Annotated in this window: 23 protein-coding genes and 1 tRNA gene; 10 read left to right on the plus strand and 14 right to left on the minus strand. The window is 62.7% G+C overall.

Translation table 11 applies throughout. The features are described 5' to 3' along the window. The first annotated feature begins 507 nt into the window (after window positions 1–507). The 4 genes from FJV43_RS23115 (at window position 508) to FJV43_RS23130 (ending at window position 3,209) form a co-directional block, all read left to right on the plus strand. Entirely contained in the window at window positions 508–1,113 is a 606-nt protein-coding gene (locus tag FJV43_RS23115) for a hypothetical protein (RefSeq protein ID WP_239621348.1), read from the plus strand. Window positions 1,114–1,130: 17 nt separating this feature from the next. Then, a complete protein-coding gene (locus FJV43_RS23120) occupies window positions 1,131–2,150 on the plus strand; it encodes a hypothetical protein (RefSeq protein WP_239621350.1) in 1,020 nt (339 codons plus the stop codon). 182 nt (window positions 2,151–2,332) lie between these two features. Further along, window positions 2,333–2,809 carry a hypothetical protein gene (locus FJV43_RS23125; RefSeq protein ID WP_239621352.1) on the plus strand — a complete coding sequence of 159 codons (477 nt, stop codon included), beginning with the start codon at window positions 2,333–2,335 and terminating at the stop codon, window positions 2,807–2,809. 151 nt (window positions 2,810–2,960) lie between these two features. Continuing rightward, complete coding sequence (locus FJV43_RS23130) at window positions 2,961–3,209, plus strand: hypothetical protein (RefSeq protein WP_239621353.1); 249 nt, start codon at window positions 2,961–2,963, stop codon at window positions 3,207–3,209. A gap of 150 nt (window positions 3,210–3,359) precedes the next feature. Here the strand turns inward: FJV43_RS23130 and FJV43_RS23135 are convergent. Continuing rightward, window positions 3,360–3,436 (minus strand) — tRNA-His (locus tag FJV43_RS23135). A gap of 127 nt (window positions 3,437–3,563) precedes the next feature. After that, on the minus strand, window positions 3,564–3,800 hold the full coding sequence (locus FJV43_RS23140) for a hypothetical protein (protein ID WP_239621355.1): 237 nt from the start codon (window positions 3,798–3,800) through the stop codon (window positions 3,564–3,566). A 154-nt stretch (window positions 3,801–3,954) separates the two neighbouring features. Between FJV43_RS23140 and tenA the strand changes: the two genes are divergently transcribed. Beyond that, on the plus strand, window positions 3,955–4,629 hold the full coding sequence (tenA, locus tag FJV43_RS23145) for a thiaminase II (protein WP_239621357.1): 675 nt from the start codon (window positions 3,955–3,957) through the stop codon (window positions 4,627–4,629). A 231-nt stretch (window positions 4,630–4,860) separates the two neighbouring features. Next, window positions 4,861–4,995 carry a hypothetical protein gene (locus FJV43_RS37180; protein WP_256456200.1) on the plus strand — a complete coding sequence of 45 codons (135 nt, stop codon included), beginning with the start codon at window positions 4,861–4,863 and terminating at the stop codon, window positions 4,993–4,995. On the opposite strand, the gene FJV43_RS23150 is transcribed toward FJV43_RS37180, so the two are convergent. From FJV43_RS23150 to FJV43_RS23160, 3 genes are all read right to left on the minus strand, one after another. Then, window positions 4,992–5,288, minus strand: coding sequence for a hypothetical protein (locus tag FJV43_RS23150; RefSeq protein WP_239621359.1), 297 nt, complete (start codon window positions 5,286–5,288; stop codon window positions 4,992–4,994). The genes FJV43_RS37180 and FJV43_RS23150 overlap by 4 nt on opposite strands. Before the next feature lie 75 nt (window positions 5,289–5,363). Beyond that, the gene (locus FJV43_RS23155) at window positions 5,364–5,777 is read right to left on the minus strand and encodes a nuclear transport factor 2 family protein (protein WP_239621360.1); all 414 of its coding nucleotides are present in this window, start codon (window positions 5,775–5,777) and stop codon (window positions 5,364–5,366) included. Window positions 5,778–6,135: 358 nt separating this feature from the next. Continuing rightward, window positions 6,136–6,420, minus strand: coding sequence for an AEC family transporter (locus FJV43_RS23160; RefSeq protein ID WP_239621362.1), 285 nt, complete (start codon window positions 6,418–6,420; stop codon window positions 6,136–6,138). 91 nt (window positions 6,421–6,511) lie between these two features. Between FJV43_RS23160 and FJV43_RS23165 the strand changes: the two genes are divergently transcribed. Further along, on the plus strand, window positions 6,512–6,715 hold the full coding sequence (locus FJV43_RS23165; protein ID WP_239621367.1) for an MbcA/ParS/Xre antitoxin family protein: 204 nt from the start codon (window positions 6,512–6,514) through the stop codon (window positions 6,713–6,715). A 199-nt stretch (window positions 6,716–6,914) separates the two neighbouring features. Here FJV43_RS23165 and FJV43_RS23170 read toward each other — a convergent pair whose 3' ends face one another. Next, entirely contained in the window at window positions 6,915–7,838 is a 924-nt protein-coding gene (locus FJV43_RS23170; protein ID WP_239621369.1) for a CoA ester lyase, read from the minus strand. Between the two features lie 2 nt (window positions 7,839–7,840). Then, window positions 7,841–9,007 carry a CaiB/BaiF CoA-transferase family protein gene (locus FJV43_RS23175; protein ID WP_239621371.1) on the minus strand — a complete coding sequence of 389 codons (1,167 nt, stop codon included), beginning with the start codon at window positions 9,005–9,007 and terminating at the stop codon, window positions 7,841–7,843. 472 nt (window positions 9,008–9,479) lie between these two features. Here FJV43_RS23175 and FJV43_RS23180 point away from each other — a divergent pair, with 472 nt between their 5' ends. Both FJV43_RS23180 and FJV43_RS23185 read left to right on the plus strand, forming a co-directional pair. Then, on the plus strand, window positions 9,480–9,830 hold the full coding sequence (locus FJV43_RS23180) for a hypothetical protein (protein WP_239621372.1): 351 nt from the start codon (window positions 9,480–9,482) through the stop codon (window positions 9,828–9,830). A 339-nt stretch (window positions 9,831–10,169) separates the two neighbouring features. Continuing rightward, window positions 10,170–10,847, plus strand: coding sequence for a ParA family protein (locus tag FJV43_RS23185; RefSeq protein ID WP_061880428.1), 678 nt, complete (start codon window positions 10,170–10,172; stop codon window positions 10,845–10,847). Window positions 10,848–10,924: 77 nt separating this feature from the next. Here the strand turns inward: FJV43_RS23185 and FJV43_RS23190 are convergent, their stop codons facing one another. The 5 genes from FJV43_RS23190 to trxB all read right to left on the minus strand — a co-directional run bounded on the left by FJV43_RS23190 (window position 10,925) and on the right by trxB (window position 15,019). Then, window positions 10,925–11,071: a hypothetical protein gene (locus tag FJV43_RS23190; RefSeq protein ID WP_162131096.1), complete on the minus strand. Its 147-nt coding sequence runs from the start codon at window positions 11,069–11,071 to the stop codon at window positions 10,925–10,927. Window positions 11,072–11,201: 130 nt separating this feature from the next. After that, window positions 11,202–11,351, minus strand: coding sequence for a hypothetical protein (locus tag FJV43_RS23195; protein WP_165935876.1), 150 nt, complete (start codon window positions 11,349–11,351; stop codon window positions 11,202–11,204). 425 nt (window positions 11,352–11,776) lie between these two features. Next, the gene (locus FJV43_RS23200) at window positions 11,777–12,685 is read right to left on the minus strand and encodes a 4-hydroxy-tetrahydrodipicolinate synthase (protein ID WP_239621374.1); all 909 of its coding nucleotides are present in this window, start codon (window positions 12,683–12,685) and stop codon (window positions 11,777–11,779) included. 440 nt (window positions 12,686–13,125) lie between these two features. After that, window positions 13,126–14,049: a LysR family transcriptional regulator gene (locus tag FJV43_RS23205; protein WP_028178742.1), complete on the minus strand. Its 924-nt coding sequence runs from the start codon at window positions 14,047–14,049 to the stop codon at window positions 13,126–13,128. Window positions 14,050–14,053: 4 nt separating this feature from the next. Continuing rightward, window positions 14,054–15,019: a thioredoxin-disulfide reductase gene (trxB, locus tag FJV43_RS23210; RefSeq protein ID WP_239621379.1), complete on the minus strand. Its 966-nt coding sequence runs from the start codon at window positions 15,017–15,019 to the stop codon at window positions 14,054–14,056. A gap of 266 nt (window positions 15,020–15,285) precedes the next feature. Here trxB and FJV43_RS23215 point away from each other — a divergent pair, with 266 nt between their 5' ends. Further along, window positions 15,286–15,765, plus strand: coding sequence for an Lrp/AsnC family transcriptional regulator (locus tag FJV43_RS23215; protein ID WP_028178740.1), 480 nt, complete (start codon window positions 15,286–15,288; stop codon window positions 15,763–15,765). A gap of 308 nt (window positions 15,766–16,073) precedes the next feature. On the opposite strand, the gene greA is transcribed toward FJV43_RS23215, so the two are convergent. Together greA and carB are read right to left on the minus strand one after the other, a co-directional pair. After that, window positions 16,074–16,547 (minus strand): transcription elongation factor GreA, encoded by a 474-nt coding sequence (gene greA / locus FJV43_RS23220; RefSeq protein WP_035710309.1) that lies wholly within the window; start codon window positions 16,545–16,547, stop codon window positions 16,074–16,076. A 214-nt stretch (window positions 16,548–16,761) separates the two neighbouring features. Then, window positions 16,762–20,226 (minus strand): carbamoyl-phosphate synthase large subunit, encoded by a 3,465-nt coding sequence (carB, locus tag FJV43_RS23225; protein WP_239621386.1) that lies wholly within the window; start codon window positions 20,224–20,226, stop codon window positions 16,762–16,764. Between the last annotated feature and the right edge of the window lie 92 nt (window positions 20,227–20,318).

Here is a 20,318-nt window from a genome sequence, read left to right on the forward strand (position 1 = left end):
AGTGACCATGTTCATGAAAGAACCCCCGACTCCCTGCGGCCTCTTCTCACTTCCGGGCGCGGCAGGGGCAAGCGAGCCAGCCGCTTCCCCTGTCCGGCTTTCCAGCGGCGGCTCGCTTGAAGTTTCCAGTTTCGCAGGGCCAGGCGGGTGCCTGGTTCGCTGCGAGCACATCGAGCACAATTTAGCACGATACAGCACAGTAGCACATTGAGTATAGGGCACGTCTCCCTAAGGCTCTGAAAAGGCTTCCTTTTTCGGGAGTCGCTCGAAATGTTTGACTAAACTCGATACCTTGAGTTACGCTGGCTCGTGAATTTTCGATTATATGAAATGCAATCGACTGCAACTCACCTCCAACCAGTAAACATCTAAGTCATTGATTTTATTGATATTTACTGTAAGTTTGCCTTCAAGCACCGGGGTCCAAACTCGATGCCGAGGGAACCTCACTTAGGGGCCGGTCTCCACCCCGGTCCCGCTTCCCTCCTCAATCTGAAAGTCTTTCGAATGGCCATCCCGTCCACAGTTGCCGCAGGCAAGGCTATCGTCGCGAAGCAGCTCGCCCAGCGCGAAGCATTGTGGCCGGGGGCGGACCCCTGGCTCTGGCATCGCAAAGCCAACAAGGGCTTTGCCACGATCCCAAAGACAATGCCTCTCATCCTCAGGATCATGGACGACCTGAGCAACGGAAAACCGCTTTCTTCGACTTATCTCGCCCTCTGGTGCGACACGTGGGACAACTCGATGGTGAATCTATCGAAACCCCATGAGATGGCCCATGCTGCTGGGTTTACCGGCCAGCGCGCTGTCTACACTTGGCGAACGCGCATGCTGCTGCTCAAGGAGCTGAACTTCATAGACATTAAGCCCGGCAAATCGGGTGACATCAGCCACGTGTTGATTTGGAATCCGCACCACATCATTCGGATGCATCAACAAAAGAAGACGCCAGGACTCACAGAAGCGGCATTCAACGCTCTGCTAGAGCGAGCATTGGATATCGGCGCCAAGGATATTGTGGAGCCCTTTCCAGTAATTGCCGCTCCACCCCCACCGCCGACACCTCCGACGAGCGCGACGGCCTCAACCGAAGCTAAAGAACCGTCTACTTGAGAGAGCAAGACCTGTTGATGTCAAAAGCACCGAAGCGCCTCGCCTCACAACAACGGATAGCTGAATTTGCGAAACGGAGAGGTGGCGCTAGCTATCACGATGCGGCCGGGGTTGCGGAAGAACGTCTTTGGCGACTCAAAGAAGACTATGCGAACGCGCCGGCGTCGTACCGCAAGTACCTTCTCGTCGGGATATGCACCTGCCTCGAAAGCCACATCAAGTACTTTTATGCAGCCGCGGCGGAAGCATTTGACGATTTCCCGGACATGCTACGAGCGCTCTATAAAGACATTCAGGTGGACACCGACACTTTAGTATCAGCGACCAGCAAAACGTTCGGTCTGGCGGATATCGTCGCTGCAAACATTTCCGTCTCGACGCTGGCGGCCTATCGAGAAAGGGCAAGCCACTTCTTTTCAGTGCTTCTTGGCAAGCCGCATGATTTCCCTTGGGACTTTGTGAATATTGGAACAAACGGCGACACCGTCCTGAACAAGGAGTATGCAGCGAAGCTTGACCGCCTAGAGCGCGTCTTCGATGCGCGTCACAAATTTATTCATGAAACAGACGTTCTTGGTTTGCCTGATGAGAACGAAGACGATCCTCTTGAGTGCGTCGAAGACGCGCTGTGGCTGACGTCACAATTCGAGAAGCAATATGGCGACGTCCTATTGAGTCCCAAGTATGCCTCGGTGAAGGACGATGAGGGCATGGAAGAAGCCGTTCAACGAGTATCCGGCGACATCGAGAACGCATTCGACCACATCAAAGCACAATGCGACGACCGCCAGCACGAATCTCTCGATAAGCTGAAGGCAGCCTTTGTTGAGTATCTTTGGGCTCGCTGCGATTTCGTAGCCAGCGTTTTCATTGTGCAGCGGAGCGAATGGGCGAAAGCCCAATTTCTAGACTTGGCCCCCGAATACAAGACGATGCTAGCCGATCTTGCGCTTAAGCAAAGATACGCGCTGTCCAAGTACCCCATCGACGAACAGGAAGCCGACTTGTTGGAGGCAAAGGGAGAGAGCGAAGGCTGATGCTTTTTTTGGTCCTCCATAGCGACGAGGTTGACGCTCCCAATAGGGCGCGGAGCAACCGAGGCCAGCCAAAGCCTCATCTTGGGCCTGTGAATATAAGGGGAACGAGCCCTATGATCCTTGACGGGAACTTGGGAGCGCCCCTATACACTTGGGATAGCGAGTCTATACGGAGAGTACCTATGGCTGACCCAAGGAAGGTGCTGGCCGAGCGCAAGGCCCAGATTCTTGAGCAAGCCCAGCGCCAGGCTGCCGAGATTGATAAGGATTTGGAACAGCTTGAGCGGCTGACGGCGAAATACAACTTGCAGGTCGTCGAAGCGACGACGTCGCCCGCGGTTGCGGCGCCGGCGGCGACTGCACCACAGCGGCAGGCGCTTCCTTGGGAACGCCCCATCGATCCGAGCGTGAGCATCACAAAGGCCTCAATTTCTATTGCCGAAGGAATGATCCAGAGCGCGGGCCGGCCTGTCCCCCTCGGCACCATCTTCAATGAGCTCGACAAGAAGGGCATCACCTTCAAGTCCAAGGAACCGCGCTCCACCTTGAGCGCCGTCCTGGGTCAGAGCGGCCGCTTGGTTTCCATTAAGGGCGTCGGATGGTGGATCAAGGACAAGCCGCTGCCGGCAGAGCGCGACATCTTCAAGGAGGGCGCATGATCGACGAAGAGAAGCTTTCCGGGGACGTGGTCCACCTCGGAAAGTGAAACGGCTCAGGCGCTTGCAACACCTGAGCCGCTCAGTAGGACCGCAAAACTATCTCCTGGCCGGAGAAAGCTCGATATGCGGCACTTGCACCGAATAGATTCGCATGTCGGCCAAGCCTTTTCAAGGCCGGGAGTCCTCGAAAACACCCTATGGTGAAAGGACTTCACAGATGCATTCTAACAACCACCACCCCTGCAACTTCCAGAAAGCCTGCAACGTCCTCTGGGCGGTGCGGGTGATGGGCTGGTCGCAGACTACCGCGGCCATTGCTATCGGCCTGAACGTCGGCACCGTAAACCATATCGTTCACGGGCGCCGCTTCGCGAAGGCCTACCCGGTGCCCATCGTCTAACTCTTCGGGAGCGACATCGACGGGTCGGCGGGCACCCCCTGCCGGCCCGGCTCCGCGCGAGCCGGTTTTGCCGGCACACATTTGCTAAGGCAAAGCCGAGCAGGTCAGAATGACACTCTAGATGTGGCGTTTCTTGCTGAGATTTCAAGCTGGTACAGTTGGGTGGGCTCGAACCACCGACCTCCTGTTCCACAGACAGGCGCTCTAACCAACTGAGCTACAACTGCATCCTGGCGAGCCGCGCCTTGGGACGCCCTTCGAGAGGGCCGGTGCCGAGGGGGCTGGACGGGGCGGAAACTAGGTGCAACGGCCCGGTTTGGCAAGGCCGCAATGGGGCGAAAAACCTTGCGGAAATCACCGGCGGTGCGACGAAATCGGATTTGATGGCAGGCATCGGAGCGGTGCATCGGCATTGACGCGGCGCATGATCGTCGAGTCCGCCGCCTCACTGAGTGTGATCAGGCTTTCCTCTTCCCTTTCACTTTGCAGCAGCTCAGCTTCGATGCCGGCCAGCGTCTCCTGCCTCTCCGCTGCCGAGAGCGCGAAGGCGTTCGGCAACGCATCAACAGCCGCGACCAGCCTCGCCTCCAAGGTCGTAGGATCAAACCAATAATTACGGTGACAGCACTGTCACCGTAATTAACGTTTAGCTCTGTGCGCGGTCACCGTAGCTCCTCGGTTCGCAATGCGCTATCGGTAGCGAGCCACGGATGTTCATGGACAAGCAAGCTAGGCGAAAAACATCGTGAGTTTCTTCGAGCGTCTCAAGACAGAAGCATCCGTTGAGTGGCGGGCTTATACCGAGCATCCCTTCACGAACGGATTGGCAGACGGCTCGCTCCCCGAAGCGGCGTTTCGTCACTACCTCGTTCAGGACTATTTGTTCCTCATCGAGTTTGCGCGCGCCTACGCGCTCGCGGTCTACAAGTCGCCCAGACTTGCCGACATGCGTGAAGCCGCGGCCGGCCTTTCGGCCATCCTTGATGTCGAGATGAATCTGCACGTGAAGCTCTGTGCCGAATGGGGTCTATCCCCGAGCGACCTTGAACAAGCCCCTCCGGCGGCCGAGATGCTGGCCTATACGCGCTACGTGTTAGATGCGGGAATGCGCGGCGATCTGCTGGCGCTCAAGGTGGCGCTTGCGCCTTGCGTGATCGGGTACGCGGAAATCGCAACGCGGCTCGCTTCGCGCCCCGATGCCGACGCGGCGAGCAACGCCTATCGCGTCTGGATCGCCGAGTACGCCGGCGTGGCGTACCAGGAGGTCGCTGCCAAGGCTCTAGCGCATATGGAGCAGCTCGCCGATCTCTACGCCACGCCGGCCCGCGAGGCCGAGCTGATTGCGATCTTCAAGGAAGCCACCCGCCTCGAGGCAGACTTCTGGGAGATGGCCTGGCGCGCGGGCCAACGTGTTGAATAGCGGGGTCGGCAATCGTCAGGCGCCCCTACTTCCTCCCGCCACCATCAACACCACCACCGCAATAAGTCTCCATGCGCTCTCCTAGACGCTTATATCCAAGCCGCGCGAGCGAATTGTGGGCCTGCGTTCGGCTGGACAAATTCGCCGTTTGGAGTAGCCTTTTCAGACACAGCAACATGTTAGCGGAGGTTCTCCGTGGAACATCGCGGCGTAAGCTTCTCGATCGTTGAAATGAGCTACCCGGCTGGTTGGAAGTGGACTGTCGGAAAGGGCCGAACAGTGTCGGTCGGTGTCTGTGCGACGAGGCTCGACGCGATCCGCCAGGCTCAGACCTTCATCGACGCGATCATGGACTGGGCTGCCTAGGCTAAAGTCAAAATGCTCGCCTTCGATTGGTCATGCCGAGCACCGTAAACCCAGCAGCCGAGTTTGTGTCGGCGCGGCGCTACGTCCCTCCCGCCACCACCCACAGCACCACTGGCAACGTCGTCGCCGCCAGCAGCGTCCCCAGCGCCTTCGCACCCGACAACCGGGTTCACCAGCCGCTGATACTTGTAGGAGTTCGCGCCAGTAGGCATCGCCGCGAACAGCACGACGGCGCCGGCAGCTAGCGGCGGCAGGTCGAGCAGTTTTGCCAGCCCGAACGCGGCCACCAGCATCGCCCGCAGCTTGAGCGCGCATGTCACGAGGATGCCGAGCTTCTCGCCCGCTTCAAGCGCGATGAAGATCCAATCTCATCGTGCGCAGGAAATCATGGCTTTGACCTGCGCGGTGTCCGCAAACTCGATCAGCTCGACGATCTTGCCATCCTGAATTTTGAACAGATCGAGGATCTCGGTCCGCGTAGTTTGCCCCGTGGGACCGTATCGAACGTCTACGCGGGAATGGATGGCGACACGATCCCCGTCGACCAACTCAGCCAGGATCTCGCGTCCTTCGAAGCGGAAGTCTTCAATCAATTGACTAAAGATACCACGAAGGTTCGGGTGTCCGTGCACGCTCCCCGTCAATCCGAGCGCGTTCTTGTCGCCCTTCAAGCTGAACAGACCGTCGGGATGAAAAGCTGCCACCAAACCCTCGGCGTCATCGTTGTCGCGTGCGGCGTAAGCGCTCCTGACCAGCGCGAGCATGTCTTCGCGTTGTCCCATGTTACCCTCCCTGCAACACGTATCAGGGCAGCCTAGCGACCTTTGCGTGCAAAGGCAAAAGCATAAGACCCATGGTGCAGGTGCTCAGCGCACCACGAAACAGGATCGTTCGTTTTCGTTCCCCGGCTTTGGCAGAAAACGGCGGCCAGCACCGGCGAACCTTTTGATGACCCTGCGTGTTTGTAGCCGAGGCAGGACGAACAACGCTGAGGAGCTGAGCTATGAACGGAATTATCTATCTGGTCGGACTTGTCGTCGTGATTGGTGTGGTGCTCTCGTTCCTGGGCCTGCGCTGATTGGCAATTCGGGCGAGGCCGAGCGGCGTCGACCGTAAAGCCTCACCTCACCGCGCCACCACTCACACCACCACCGGCAACGTCACCGCTGCCATCAGCGTCCCCAGCGCCACCGCGCCCGACACCGGGTTCACTAGCCGCTGATATTGCACCGCGAAGATGTAGGCGTTCGCGCCCGTCGGCATCGCCGCGAACAGCACGACGACACCGGCGGCAATCGGTGGCAGGTCGAGCAATCTTGCCAGCACGAATGCGGCTGCCGGTATTGCCGCGAGCTTGAGCGCGCACCTGGATCGCGTCGATAGGGCACTCCCGTGAACAGTACGCGAAGTCTCGCAGGCCAACATCCCGATTGTCGGAGTGCGTTGAAGGCACCTGAAGATATGTCTATCTTCCGCTTGGTTGGATGCCTCGGAGGCTGGTCGTTTGACAAACGAAATGATCGAAAAGGCAGCGTGGCTGGCGCGGGTCGACTGTCTCGCTACAAATGTGTTCGGCGATCCTGCAAAGGCGTATCGCTGGCTGCGTAAGCCCAAGCAAGCGCTCGGTGGTGAAACGCCGTTGGCTTACCTCGCAACGGAGGAGGGCGCGCGCGTGGTCGAGGAGATGCTGCACCAAATCGATCACGGCATCGTCACGTGAGGATCTGGATCTTCCGGGGTCGGCTGAGCGCACGCCTCATCCTTCGAGACGACCGCTTTCAGCGGTCTCCTCAGGATAAGGCGAAGCAGCATCAGGGCTCGCCGAAACTGCTGTTGCGCATTTCGTCCTCATCCTGAGGGCCCGCCAAAGGCGGGCGTCTCGAAGGATGCGCTGGAGCGCATGCGACCTCCACGAATCCCTACGACCCCAACCCAATAATCCTGCGCGCCATCCGCACATTGGCATAGTCGATCATCTTGCCGTCCAGCGTCACCGCGCCCTGACCCTGCGCCTCGGCTTGCTCCATCGCCTCGACGACCCGCCGCGCCTGGGCCAGCTCCTCGGCCGATGGCGTGAAGGCGCGCAGCGTCGGTTCGATCTGGTCAGGATGGATGACCTGCTTGCCGTCGAACCCCATCGCCGCGGCCTTTTGCGCGCTGGCCTCAGTCAGCCTGGCATCGCGGAACGCGCCGCAGGGGCCGTCGATGGCGCGCAGGCCGAAGGCGCGCGCGGCCACCAGCAGGCGCATCATGGGATAGGCGAACAGGTCGAGCGGCGCGGAGGCGTAGCCGCTCTGCGCCGATCCCACGTGGCGGTAGCCGTCCGGCGAGATGCCGACGTCGGAGGTGCGGGCGCCGAGCGAGGCCGCGAGATCGCCGACGCCGAGATGCAGCGCGGCCACGCTTTGGTGTCCGGCGGCGAGCGCGTCGACATTGACGAGGCCGAGCGCGGTCTCGATCAGAAGTTCGAGCGTAACAGGTGCGGCGCGATCCGGCGCGGCCGCGCGCAAGCGATCGGCGATGGCGACGATGTCGCTTGCGCGCTCCGCCTTTGGCACGATCACCGCATCCAGCCGCGGCAGGGTCGCCAGCGTGCGGATCTCTTCTGCGATGAACGGGCTGTCGACGGCATTGAGCCTGACTGCGACGCGCTTGCTGCCCCAATCGAGCGATGACAGCGACCGCACCGCTTCCTCCAGCGCAACAGCCTTCTCGGCAGGCGGCACGGCGTCCTCGAGATCCATGAATACCGCGTCCGCCACTGAAGCCGCGGCCTTGGCGACGAGACGGGAGCGATGCGCGGGAACGGCCAGATAGGCCCGGCTCGGTCGCAGCGAGACCATCGTCACGTCTCCTTGGCCAGCCCGAGTTCACGGAGGATGGACTCATTGTGCTCGCCGACATCGGGCACCGGGTCCATCCGCGGGCTCACGCCTGGAATGGTGAGCGCCGGCAGGAAGCTCATCACCGGGCCTCTCGGCGATCCCACGCTCTGCACCCGCGAGCGTGCATGAAGCTGCTCATGCTGCAGGAAGGCCTCGACCGAGTTCAGATGCGCGTTGGCGATCGCGGCTTCGTCCAGCAGCCGCAGCACCTCTTCGCTGGTCATGGAGGCAAAGCGCTGCTCGATATGCGCCTGCAGGTCGTCGCGGTTCTGCATGCGCAGCGGATTGGTGCGGAAGCGCAGGTCGTCGGCAAAGCCGGCATCGCCAAGCACGATGCGGCACAGCGACCGCCATTCCCGGTCGTTCTGGATGCCGAAGAAGATGGTGTTGCCGTCGCCCACGCGAAACGGTCCGTAAGGTGCGATCGTCGCATGCTTCGCGCCGGTGCGCGGCAGCGGCCGGCCCGTGCTCTCAGTGTAGAACGCGGGATAGCTCATCCAGTCCGTGATGGAATCGAACAGCGAGGCCTGGAAGGCCGTGCCCTTGCCGGTCCGCTCGCGGGCGTACAGCGCCATCAGCACGCCGTTGAGGATGTACATGCCGGTGGCGATGTCGACCACCGAGAGCCCGACCTTGGCGGGCTCCGCCTCGGTGCCGTTGATGGCGAGGACGCCGGCCTCGCACTGCACCAGGAGATCGTAGGCCTTCTTGTTGCCGTAGGGGCCGCCGGTGCCATAGCCCGACACGTCGCACGCGATGAGGCGCGGAAATCTTCGCACCAGCGATGCCGCATCGAGGCCGAGCCGCTCCGCCGCGCCGGGCGCGAGGTTCTGGATGAACACATCGGCGCGCGGCAGCAGGGCGTCGAGCACCTTGCGGCCGCCCTCGCTCTTGAGGTCGATGGCGAGGCTCTCCTTGGAACGGTTGGTCCAGACGAACTGGCTCGACATGCCGTTCATGACGTGATCGTAGTCCCGGCAGAAATCGCCCGCGCCCGGCCGCTCGATCTTGATGACCCGCGCGCCCCAGTCCGCCAGGTGGCGGCTGGCCAGCGGCGCCGCGATCGCCTGCTCGAGCGAGACCACCGTCACGCCCGCCAGCGGCAATTCCGCCTCATTCCCCTCCATGCGATCGCCTCCACTCCCGCCAACGCTTTTGACCGGCGCAGGAGACAGGCCGACCACCCCACGCGCATCTTTTTGACGATGCCATCATGCCCCTGTTTTGCCCGACAAGTCAAATTCGACTTCGTTAAATCCTAAGGAGAAAAATAACGAGGGATTGCCGTCACTTGGCTACTGTGCATGGGGTTGTTTTCGCGGTTTTTGTGTTCAGCGCTTCCCCACCCACAACTGTCATCCCCGCGCAGGCGGGGATCCAGTACGGCGCGGCCCCTCTGGGAACAGCAGGCGTCTCTGGAATACTGGATCCCCGCCCCAGTGCGCACTTGCGCACAAGGCGGGGATGACAGCGGAGAAGACGGCAGGCTGACCGCCCTGTTGCCGAGACCGCACACGTTGCGGCTTTCGCATCTGCCCTCGTTGCCAACGCACCGCCGTTCACCCACTATTCCCAAGGACACATCACGTGGGGACATCAATGCCGGCATTTCGCTTCAAGAAATCATTGGCCGCTGCAAGCCTCTCGCTTGCCCTCGCCGTCCTGGCCCTGCCGCGCGCCGGCTTCGCCTACACCCAGGAGGAGCAGCAGGCCTGCTCGCCGGATGCGATGCGGCTGTGCAGCGAGTTCGTTCCGAACGTCGATGCCATCACCGCCTGCATGATCAAGAAGAAGGCGCAGCTCTCGCCGCAATGCCGGGTGTTCTTCCGCTCCGGCCCCGAGCCGGGCGAGGTCCGCGCCGGCAAGCCGACCAACATCGCGCCCAAGGCTGCGAAGAAGACCACCAAGCCGGCGCCGAAGGTGGCCAGAAAGAAATCCAGCGAAGGCTGAGCGCGGACGTCGGCTTGGCGACAGCCACTGGACTCCTTTTGTTCACGCGCCGTCGCGCGAGGCTTGCGGCCATGACAGCCCCCGGGGACGGAAAAGAGGCGCCCGCAGGTTTGCGCGGCAAGGTTGCGTTGTCCCGCTTGTTGCTCAAATAACGCACAAATGCCCGGGCGAGCGGTGTTTCGCTTGGGTCCGCGTCTCCGTTCGGCGATGCAGTGTGACTCAAAAGCCAACACGCCTTGTTATTTCGTGGCCGTAACGCAACCCCTGATAAATTTTTCTTTCCCGAATCAGCGCGCTGATTCATTTTCGCGGCCTGGGGTCAATCTGGAGGCCGAAGGTATGAACGTTATTGTTTTTGCATCGCGTAAGGGCGGCTCGGGCAAGAGTACCCTGGCTGCACATCTCGCCGCGCAGATCAAGGCGAGCAAGCAGGTCATGCTCGTGGATGCGGATCCGCAGGGCTCGCTCACGCTGTGGCACAAGCTGCGTGGCACCAACGAACCGCCGATCAAGGCTGCCGTGAACTCCGTCAGCGGCATCGTCTCCGCTGCCAAGCGTGACGGCTATGAATGGGTGTTGATCGACACGCCGCCGAACCTGTCGGCCGTCGTCGACGACGCGATCAAGAACGCAACCATGGTGGTGATCCCCGCCCGTCCGGGCGTGTTCGACGTCAACGCGGTGCAGGAAACCATCCAGATGTGCCGCGCCGCGCGCAAGCCCTACGCGGTCGTGCTCAACGGTGCGCCGGCCAAGCGCGACGAATCCGAAAGCCCGATCGTCACCATCGCCCGCGAAGCGCTGGCCAAATTCCGTGCTCCGGTGTGGGGCGGCCAGATCACCAATCGTTCGGACCTGCTGATGGCGCTGAGCCACGGCGAGGGTGCGCGCGAGTATCAGGCCGAGAGCCGTGCAGCCCAGGAGATCGCAAGGCTGTGGGCGGCGATCGAGCGTTCGGTCAAGGCTATTCGCGGCACGGCGTCGGCTTCCGGCGCAATGCACAAGCAGGCAGCTTAATTTTCATTGTTCATTCCCCGGACGACAAACGCGCGGACGAGCCGCGCGTTTTGCGTTTTTGCACCGGTGAAGACGAGTTACGCCACCATCAGCATGTAGAACACGATGACCGGCGACAGGGTCAGGATCACCGACCAGATGCCGGCGGCCCAGAGAATGTCCTCGGTGGTAAAGCCCTGCTGTCCGGCGTCGTAATGCGACGCCATTTCATTCTGACTATTCACAAACGCCTCCGCGATTTCTTCGCTTATGGGCGTCAGTGGTAGCGGGGATGTTTTAAGATCCGGATCGCAGCTGCCCCTGCTTTTTGAACACAGGTGCTACCGCGGGTTAACCATCCCGCGCGCGCGTCCGTCAGCCGACCAGCCAGAGGCGAAACAGCAGCACCGGCATCAGGCCGAGCATCACCGCCCAGAACCCGAACGACGACACCACCAGAATTCCCTGCAAGAGATCGGCCGGCGCGAATTGTCGCGCGGCCGTCGGCCGGATGCGATGCCCCATGGTCATTCCCCCTCTGTAGGTCCCGGAGGATAGGCGCGATTGCGTAAACGAGCCGTGGATGCGCGATGCGGCGGGAGCGAAGGCGATTGAGGAGCGGTTAACCACGGGGCGGTGCTCTTACCCTCCCCTGGAGGGCAGGGCTATCGCATATGAGACGTGGCTATGGGTACCGACTGTTTCCACAGCGTCATGGCCGGGCTTGTCCCGGCCATCCACGCCTTTCCACGCAGCACAAAGAACGTGGATGCCCGGGACAAGCCCGGGCATGACGACCTCTGCAATATTCAAATGCGATTGCCCTGCTTGGAGGGGGAGGGTCGATCGCGCGTAGCGCGAGCGGGGTGGGGTGATCTCTCAGCTCGAGCAGTGTTCGATGTGGAGAGACCGTCACCCCACCCCACTCCAGGGGAGGGTAAGCGAAGCCGCTACGCCGCGACCTTCGTCCGTCGCTCGATCTCGCGATCGATCGCCGCTGCGAGCTCGCTGCTCACTTCGACCATCGGCAGGCGCACTTCGGGGCTGTCGATCAGGCCGCTGCGCCACAGCCAGTACTTCGCCGGCGCGGGGCTCGGCTCGGAGAACAATAGCCGCGTCAGCTCGGCGACCTCGTTCCAGCGCGCCAGCGCAGCATCATGATTGCCGCGCTTCAGCTCGGCATGGACGGCTGCAAAGGTCGCGGTCTCGACATGCGCCGACAGCACGATGCCGCCGTCGGCGCCGTCGCTGAGCGCCTCGAAATAGTTGGCATCCTCGCCGGTGAGCACGCGGAATGCCTTCGGACGGTCGCGCAGCAGCGCGATCGACTGCTCGCGGCTCGCACCGCAATCCTTCAGCCCGACGATGTTCCTGTGCTCGGCAAGCCGCAGCAGCGTCTGGTTGGTGATGTTCACGGCGGTGCGATAGGGGATGTTGTAGAGCACAATCGGCCATGCCGCGTGATCGGCGAGCGCCTCGAAATGCGCCAGCAGGCCGCGCTGCGACGGCCGCACGTAATAGGGGCTCGCGATCAGGTAACCGTCGATCGGCCAGTCCGCGGTTTCGTCGAGGCGCTCCTTCAGCCGCGCGGTGTCGGCGCCCGAGAGCCCGAGGCAGATCGGCATGGTGAGGCCGCCGGCCGCTATCTCGTCGCGCACCACGGCGACGAGACGTTCGAGCTCGGCCTCGCGCAGCGTCATGCCTTCACCGGAGGTCGCCCCCAGGATAAAGCCGTCGACGGCTCCCGCGCCGTAGTGCCGCGTCAGCCGCCGCAGCGATCTCTCGTCGAGCGCGCCGCCCTGAAACGGCGTCACCAGCGGCAGCCACAGCCCGTGCAAGTGATCTTCAAGTCCGGTCATGTTCCATCTCCTTCTCGGGAAACCTGAGACGGAGGGCACATGAAAAAACCCCGTCCAGGCGGCGGGGTTTTCGGGATTTGCAGCGATGACGAAGTCAGCTAGTGCGCGCAGAAATCCGAGGTCCCCGAATGGGGGCCTTTTTTCGAATTGGCTGCGCACGACTTCGTGATCATCTGCAAATGATGCGGGGTATGCCTGGAACTGTCAATACACGCGGAGGGCGAAAGCTCTTGCAGACGAAAAAAAGCCGGACCCGAAGGCCCGGCTTAGGTATTGGCCACGTGAGGCCGACACAATCACCTTCCAAGAGGGATTACTGAACTCCCGCGCCACTGGAGGAGGGGGACAAATGCGCAACGCGAAGGCTCAGCGTGCAAACATTATGGGCTTGGCCAGTGTCATGCAGCAACAGCCGAGGCCGCATGTCAGTCATGCGGAAATCAGGACGGCCAGCGCTGCGCCTTGCTCACCACGAAGTCGCGGAACACCTGCACGCGCGCGACCGTCTTCAACTCCTCGGGATAGACGAAGTAGGTGTCGAGCTGGATCGAATCCGACTCGCCGAACAGCTGCACGAGTTTGTTCTGTTCCTCGACGAGATAGTCCGGCAGCGCGGCGATGCCGAGGCCTTGCTGACAGGCGCGCACGAGACCGAGGATGTTGTTGACCTTGAAATAGGCTTCGCGCGGGCCGGAGCCGTTGCGCCCGGCTTCGATCAGCCAATTGCGGTTCTGAAGATGCGGCGCGAAGCTGCCGTCGCTGAGCGTGATGATGCGGTGGGAGTCGAGCTCCTCCAGCGTGCGCGGCGTGCCGAAGCGCTTGATGTATTCCGGCGAGCAATAGGCGTGGAAGCCCATCGCGAACAGCTTGCGCTGGATCAGGTCCGGCTGCGTCGGCTTGCGGGTGCGGATCGCGACGTCGGCCTCGCGCATCGACAGATCGAGCTCCTCGTCGGTGACGATCAGCGAGATGCGGATCTCCGGATAGAGCGCGGTGAACTCGCCGAGCCGCGGGATCAGCCAGTTGATGCCGACGCCGGGCGTGGTGGTGATCTTGAGATCACCGCTCGGCCGCTCGCGGCTGTCGGTCAGCTTGGCGCGCGCCGCCTGCAACTGCATGAACACGTCATGCGCGGTGCGGAAGAGCAGGTCGCCCTGCTCGGTGAGGATCAGGCCGCGGGCGTGGCGGTGGAACAGCGAGACCGAAAGCTCCTGCTCCAGCGCCGAGACCTGGCGCGAGACCGCCGATTGCGACAGGCCGAGCTGCTCGCCCGCATGCGTGAAGCTGCCCGCTTCCGCCGCCGCGTGAAACACCTTCAGCTTGTCCCAATCCATATCCGTAAATCCGTCGCGTGTTCGAGGCATGATGTTATTCCGCTGCCGCGCGCTCGCTGGCGCGAAGGGCCAAGAAACGTTCGGCTTCGAGTGCGGCCATGCAGCCGAGGCCTGCGGCCGTCACGGCCTGGCGAAAGGTCTCGTCGGCGACGTCGCCGGCGGCGAACAGGCCGGGCACCGAGGTGGCGGTCGAGTTCGGGGCGACCTCGACATAGCCCGACGGTTTCAGCTTGACCTGGTCCTTGACGAGCTCCGTCGCCGGCGCGTGGCCGATGGCGATGAAGACGCCGTCTGCCTTCACGTCCGTGAGCGCGCCGGTCTTGACGTTCTTGAGCCGGACATGGGTGACCTTGTTCGGATTCTCGGTGCCGCAGATCTCGTCCACGGCCGAGTCCCAGATCACCTTGATCTTCGGGTGGTTGAACAGGCGCTCCTGCAGGATGCGCTCGGCGCGGAAGTGATCGCGACGATGCACGATGGTGACCTGCGAGGCATGGTTGGTGAGGTACAGGGCCTCCTCGACCGCGGTGTTGCCGCCGCCGACCACGATCACGTCCTTGCCCCGGTAGAAGAAGCCGTCGCAGGTGGCGCAGGCCGACACGCCGCCGCCCTGGAACTTGGCTTCGGACGGCAGCCCGAGCCAGCGCGCTTGCGCGCCTGTGGCGAGGATCACGGTGTCGGCGAGATAGACATCGCCGCTGTCGCAGGTGAGGCGGAACGGCCGCTGCGCCGTCTCCAGCTTGGTGACCAGGTCGGTGACGATCCTGGTGCCGACATGGACCGCCTGCTTCTCCATCTGCTCCATGAGCCAGGGGCCCTGGATCACGTCGGCGAAGCCCGGATAATTCTCGACGTCGGTGGTGATGGTGAGCTGGCCGCCGGGCTGGATGCCCTGGATCAGGATCGGCTCGAGCATCGCCCGCGCGGCATAGATTGCCGCCGTGTAGCCAGCAGGGCCGGAGCCGACAATGACGACCTTTGCATGAACAGGAGCGGACATTTCGACGGACGCCTTTCACGGGGGATCTGCAGCGCGGGCGCGGAAGGTGCCGGGAGGCCTCGCGGAGGCGCTGAAATATCAGAGCTAATCTAAGCCTTCTGGTGAGCTATGCAAGAATTGCATTCCCTCTCGGCGGATTTTTCCAACAGGGAACAAAAGTCGATTGCGTTGCACGCGCAATAAAATTGCGCTGCCCGTGCCGACTGGGCTATGAGGATTTCGACAAACCATCCAATACCGCTGCAAAGGGCAGGAGTTCCAATCACGTGTCGCGGAACCTAGACGAGATCGACCTGAAGATTCTCACCGAGATTCAGGCCGACGGTCGAATCACGAATGTCGAGCTGGCCAAGCGCGTCGGCATCTCGCCGCCCCCCTGCCTGCGCCGTGTCCGGGCGCTGGAGGAGGAGGGCTACATCCACGGCTATCGGGGCCTGCTCGATGCCCGCAAACTCGGCTTCGACGTCACCGTGTTCGCGGCCGTGCACCTGTCCAGCCAGGCCGAGGCGGATTTGCGCGCTTTCGAGGATTTCGTCCGCGCCGAGCCCCTGGTGCGGGAATGCTGGATGCTGTCGGGCGAGGTCGATTTCATCCTGAAATGCGTCGCGCCCGACATGGCGACCTTCCAGGATTTCGTCACGCACCTGACTGCCGCGCCACATGTCCGCAACGTGCGGACCTCGCTGGTGCTGCACAATTCGAAGTACGAGGCGGCCGTGCCGCTGGATGTGAAGGGAAGAAGGTAGGGGCCGGCGTAGCGGCGCTGTCAGTCCCGTCATCCTGAGGTGTGAGGCATGGGATGCAACGCGTCCCATGGCGAGCCTCGAAGGATGCACGGCCGAGATGCAGCAGCAGCCGGGCCGTCGCCCTTCGAGGCTCGCCGAAGAGGCGAGCACCTCAGGGTGACGGTGATGGAGTGATGCTCGCTGCTCCTGCTACGCTCGCAATGACGCGGTGAGAGCGCGCGCTCCACTCGCGCAAGCGCTCACCCCGAAACAAGAAGGCCGCGCAGATCGCGCGGCCTTCTTCAAACGTCACATGCAGCGGCAAATCCTTACCGCCACTCCACCTTGGTGATCTCATACGCCTTGGCGCCGCCGGGTGCATTGACTTCGACGGTCGATCCCTTCTTCTTGCCAATCAACGCGCGCGCGAGCGGCGAGGTGATGGAGATGCGGCCCTTCTTGGCGTCGGCCTCGACCTCGCCGACGATCTGCCACACCGTCTTCTTCTCGGTGTCCTCGTCGACCAGCGTCACGGTGGCGCCGAACTTGATGGTGTCGCCGGAGAGCTTGGAAATGTCGATGATGTCGGCGCGCGCGAGCTTGTCCTCGAGCTCGGCGATGCGGCCTTCATTGTGGGACTGCTCTTCCTTCGCGGCATGATATTCCGCGTTTTCCGACAGGTCTCCGTGCGAGCGCGCCTCCGCGATATGCTCGATGATCCGCGGACGATCCACGGACTGGCGCTGCTTCAATTCTTCCCCGAGCGCGACAAAGCCGGCCTGGGTCATCGGAACCTTTTCCATCGTCTCTCTCGTCCTTCGATCGTGCGCCCCAAACGCGGATGGGCGCCGCAACCTTGATTCGTCAGTGTTTCCGGAGCCCAACGCAGGGACTGCCGGACGTTGACAGATATGGGCTTTTAGCGCCGGAACAGAACCACCACCTGGCCGGACAGTTCCTCCGGCCATTGTGGCTTCATCGCCAATCACTTAGCCGCGGCTTCGCCGGAGCTAGCGATCAGGTTTCCGAAAAGTAGCTCTGCAGGGTACGAACCTCAAGGTCCCCGCCCAAATAGGCGCGGATGCCCTGCGCGGCCGCCACGGCCCCGGAAAGAGTGGTGTAATACGGCACTTTATGCAAGAGGGCCGCGCGCCGCAGCGAACGGCTGTCGGCCAGGGCCTGCGGGCCTTCGGTGGTGTTGAAGACGAGCTGGACGTCCCCGTTGGTGATGGCGTCGACGATGTGCGGCCGCCCCTCCAGCACCTTGTTTACCTTTTCGGTCGGGATGCCCTGGTCGGTCAGGAAGCGCTGGGTGCCCGAGGTCGCCAGCACCTTGAAGCCGAGCGAGTGCAATTCGCGAACGGCCTCGGCGATGCGCGTCTTGTCGCTTTCGCGCACCGACACGAACACCGTGCCCTTGCGCGGCACCCGCGTGCCGCCGCCGAGCTGGCTCTTGGCGAAGGCCACCGCAAACGAACGGTCGATGCCCATGACCTCGCCGGTCGAGCGCATCTCGGGACCGAGCACCGTGTCGACGCCGGGGAAGCGCGCGAACGGGAAGACCGATTCCTTGACGCCGACGTGCTTGAGCCTGGCCTTCTTCAGCTTGAAATCGGCGAGCTTCTCGCCCGCCATGATGCGCGCGGCGATCTTGGCGACCGGCGTGCCGACCACCTTGGCGACGAACGGCACCGTGCGCGAAGCGCGCGGATTGACCTCGAGCACGTAGATATCGCCGTCCTTGATGGCATATTGCACGTTCATCAGGCCGATGACGTCGAGGCCGAGCGCGAGCTCGCGGGTCTGCCGCTCCAGCTCCTCGATCATCTTCGCATCGAGCGAGTGCGGCGGCAGCGAGCAGGCGCTGTCGCCGGAATGGATGCCGGCTTCCTCGATGTGCTCCATGATACCGACGATGAACGTGTCCTTGCCGTCGCAGAGGCAGTCGACGTCGATCTCGGTCGCGTCCGACAGATAGCGGTCGAACAGCAGCGGGTTCTTGCCGAGCACGGTGTTGATCTGCCCGGTCTTGTCGTTCGGGTAGCGCGCCTTGACGTCGGCCGGCACCAGCTCCGGCAACGTGCCGAGCAGGTAGTCGTTGAGCTGGTTCTCCTCGCGGATGATCTGCATGGCGCGGCCGCCGAGCACGTAGGACGGGCGGACCACCAGCGGCAGGCCGAGGTCGGCGGAGACGAGCCTCGCCTGTTCGACCGAATAGGCGATGCCGTTCTTCGGCTGCTTGAGACGAAGCTTGTCGAGCACGCGCTTGAAGCGGTCGCGGTCCTCCGCAAGGTCGATGGCGTCCGGCGAGGTGCCGAGGATCGGCACTTCGGCAGCCTCCAGCGCGCGCGCCAGCTTCAGCGGCGTCTGGCCGCCGAACTGCACGATCACGCCGTGCAGCGTGCCCTTGCTGCGCTCCTTCGCGATGATCTCCAGCACGTCCTCGGCGGTGAGCGGCTCGAAATAGAGCCGGTCGGCGGTGTCGTAGTCGGTCGACACCGTCTCCGGATTGCAGTTGACCATGATGGATTCGTAGCCGGCGTCATGCAGCGCGAAGCAGGCGTGACAACAGCAATAGTCGAACTCGATGCCCTGGCCGATGCGGTTTGGACCGCCACCGAGAATGATGACCTTCTTCTTGTCGGACGGCGTGCTTTCGTCCGCCGGCGCGCCTGCAAACGGCGCCTCATAGGTCGAATACATGTAGGCGGTGGGGGAGGCGAATTCGGCCGCGCAGGTGTCGATGCGCTTGTAGACGGGGCGAATGCCGAGCGCGTGCCGCTTCGCCGTCACCTCCGCTTCCGTCGTCTCGGCGAGCACGGCGAGGCGTGCATCGGAGAAGCCCATGGCCTTGAGCGTACGCATGCCGAAGGCGTTGCCCGGCAGGCCGTTCTTCCTGACCTTCTCCTCCATGTCGACGATGCCGCGCATCTCGCCGAGGAACCAGGGATCGATCTTGCAGGACTTGAAGATGTCCTCGTTCGACCAGCCGAGCCGCATGGCCTGGGCGACCTGGAGCAGCCGGTTCGGCGTCGGCGTGCCGAGCGCGGCGCGGATCGCGTTCTTGTCGTCGTCGCGGCCGAGGCCCTCGATCTCGATCTCGTCGAGGCCGGTCAACCCGGTCTCAAGCCCGCGCAGTGCCTTTTGCAGGCTTTCCTGGAAGGTGCGCCCGATCGCCATGACTTCGCCGACCGACTTCATCGACGTGGTCAGCGTGGTCGAGGCGCCCGGGAATTTCTCGAAGGCGAAGCGCGGCACCTTGGTGACGACGTAGTCGATGGTCGGCTCGAACGAGGCCGGCGTGGCACCGCCGGTGATGTCGTTGGCGATCTCGTCCAGGGTGTAGCCGACGGCGAGCTTGGCGGCGACCTTGGCGATCGGAAAACCGGTGGCCTTAGAGGCCAGCGCGGAGGAGCGCGACACGCGCGGATTCATCTCGATGACGACCATGCGGCCGTCCTCGGGATTGACGCCGAACTGCACGTTGGAGCCGCCGGTCTCGACGCCGATCTCGCGCAGCACCGCCAGCGAGGCGTCGCGCATGATCTGGTATTCCTTGTCGGTCAGCGTCAACGCCGGCGCCACCGTGATGGAATCGCCGGTGTGGACGCCCATCGGATCGAGGTTCTCGATCGAGCAGACGATGATGCAATTGTCGTTCTTGTCGCGCACGACCTCCATCTCGTACTCTTTCCAGCCGAGCACGGATTCTTCGATCAGCACTTCGTTGGTGGGAGACGCATCGAGACCGCGTTCGATGATGTCGAGGAACTCTTCCTTGTTGTAGGCGATGCCGCCGCCGGTGCCGCCCATGGTGAAGGAGGGGCGGATGATCGCGGGCAGGCCGATCTCGGACAGCGCCATCATCGCCTGTCCGAGCGCATATTCCTGATAGCGCTTGCGCCGGTCGCCTTCGCCGAGAGTCCATTGCCGGTCGAGCTCTTCGAGCGCCGCGCCCGACAGCTTCTCGCGTTCGGCCTGGTGTTTGTCGCGGAACGACTTCTTCAGCTCGGACGCGTTGGCGAGCCGCGACTTCGGCGTCTGCAGCCCGATCTTCTCCATGGCGTTGCGGAACAGCTGGCGGTCTTCGGCCTTGTCGATCGCGTCGGCGGTGGCGCCGATCATCTCGACGTCGAACTTCTCCAGTGTGCCCTGGCGGCGCAGCGACAGCGCGCAGTTCAGCGCGGTCTGTCCGCCCATGGTCGGCAGCAGCGCGAAGCCGCCGGGAATGACGTGACGTTCCTTCTCGATGATCTTGGCGACGATCTCGGGCGTGATCGGCTCGATATAGGTCGCATCGGCCAATTCCGGATCGGTCATGATGGTGGCCGGGTTGGAATTGACGAGGACGATGCGGTAGCCCTCTTCCTTCAGCGTCTTCACCGCCTGCGTGCCCGAATAGTCGAACTCGCAGGCCTGGCCGATCACGATGGGACCGGCGCCGATGATCAGGATGGTGGTGATGTCTGTACGTTTGGGCATCAACTCTCGCCGAAGTGGAATTTGGGCACAAAAAAAGGGCGCGCTGCTGCGCGTCCCTTTGGCCGAGAGCGCGGTGGTCTCCCTCGCGCGCG

The organism is Bradyrhizobium sp. I71 (assembly GCF_022354745.1).
Classification (GTDB): domain Bacteria; phylum Pseudomonadota; class Alphaproteobacteria; order Rhizobiales; family Xanthobacteraceae; genus Bradyrhizobium; species Bradyrhizobium liaoningense.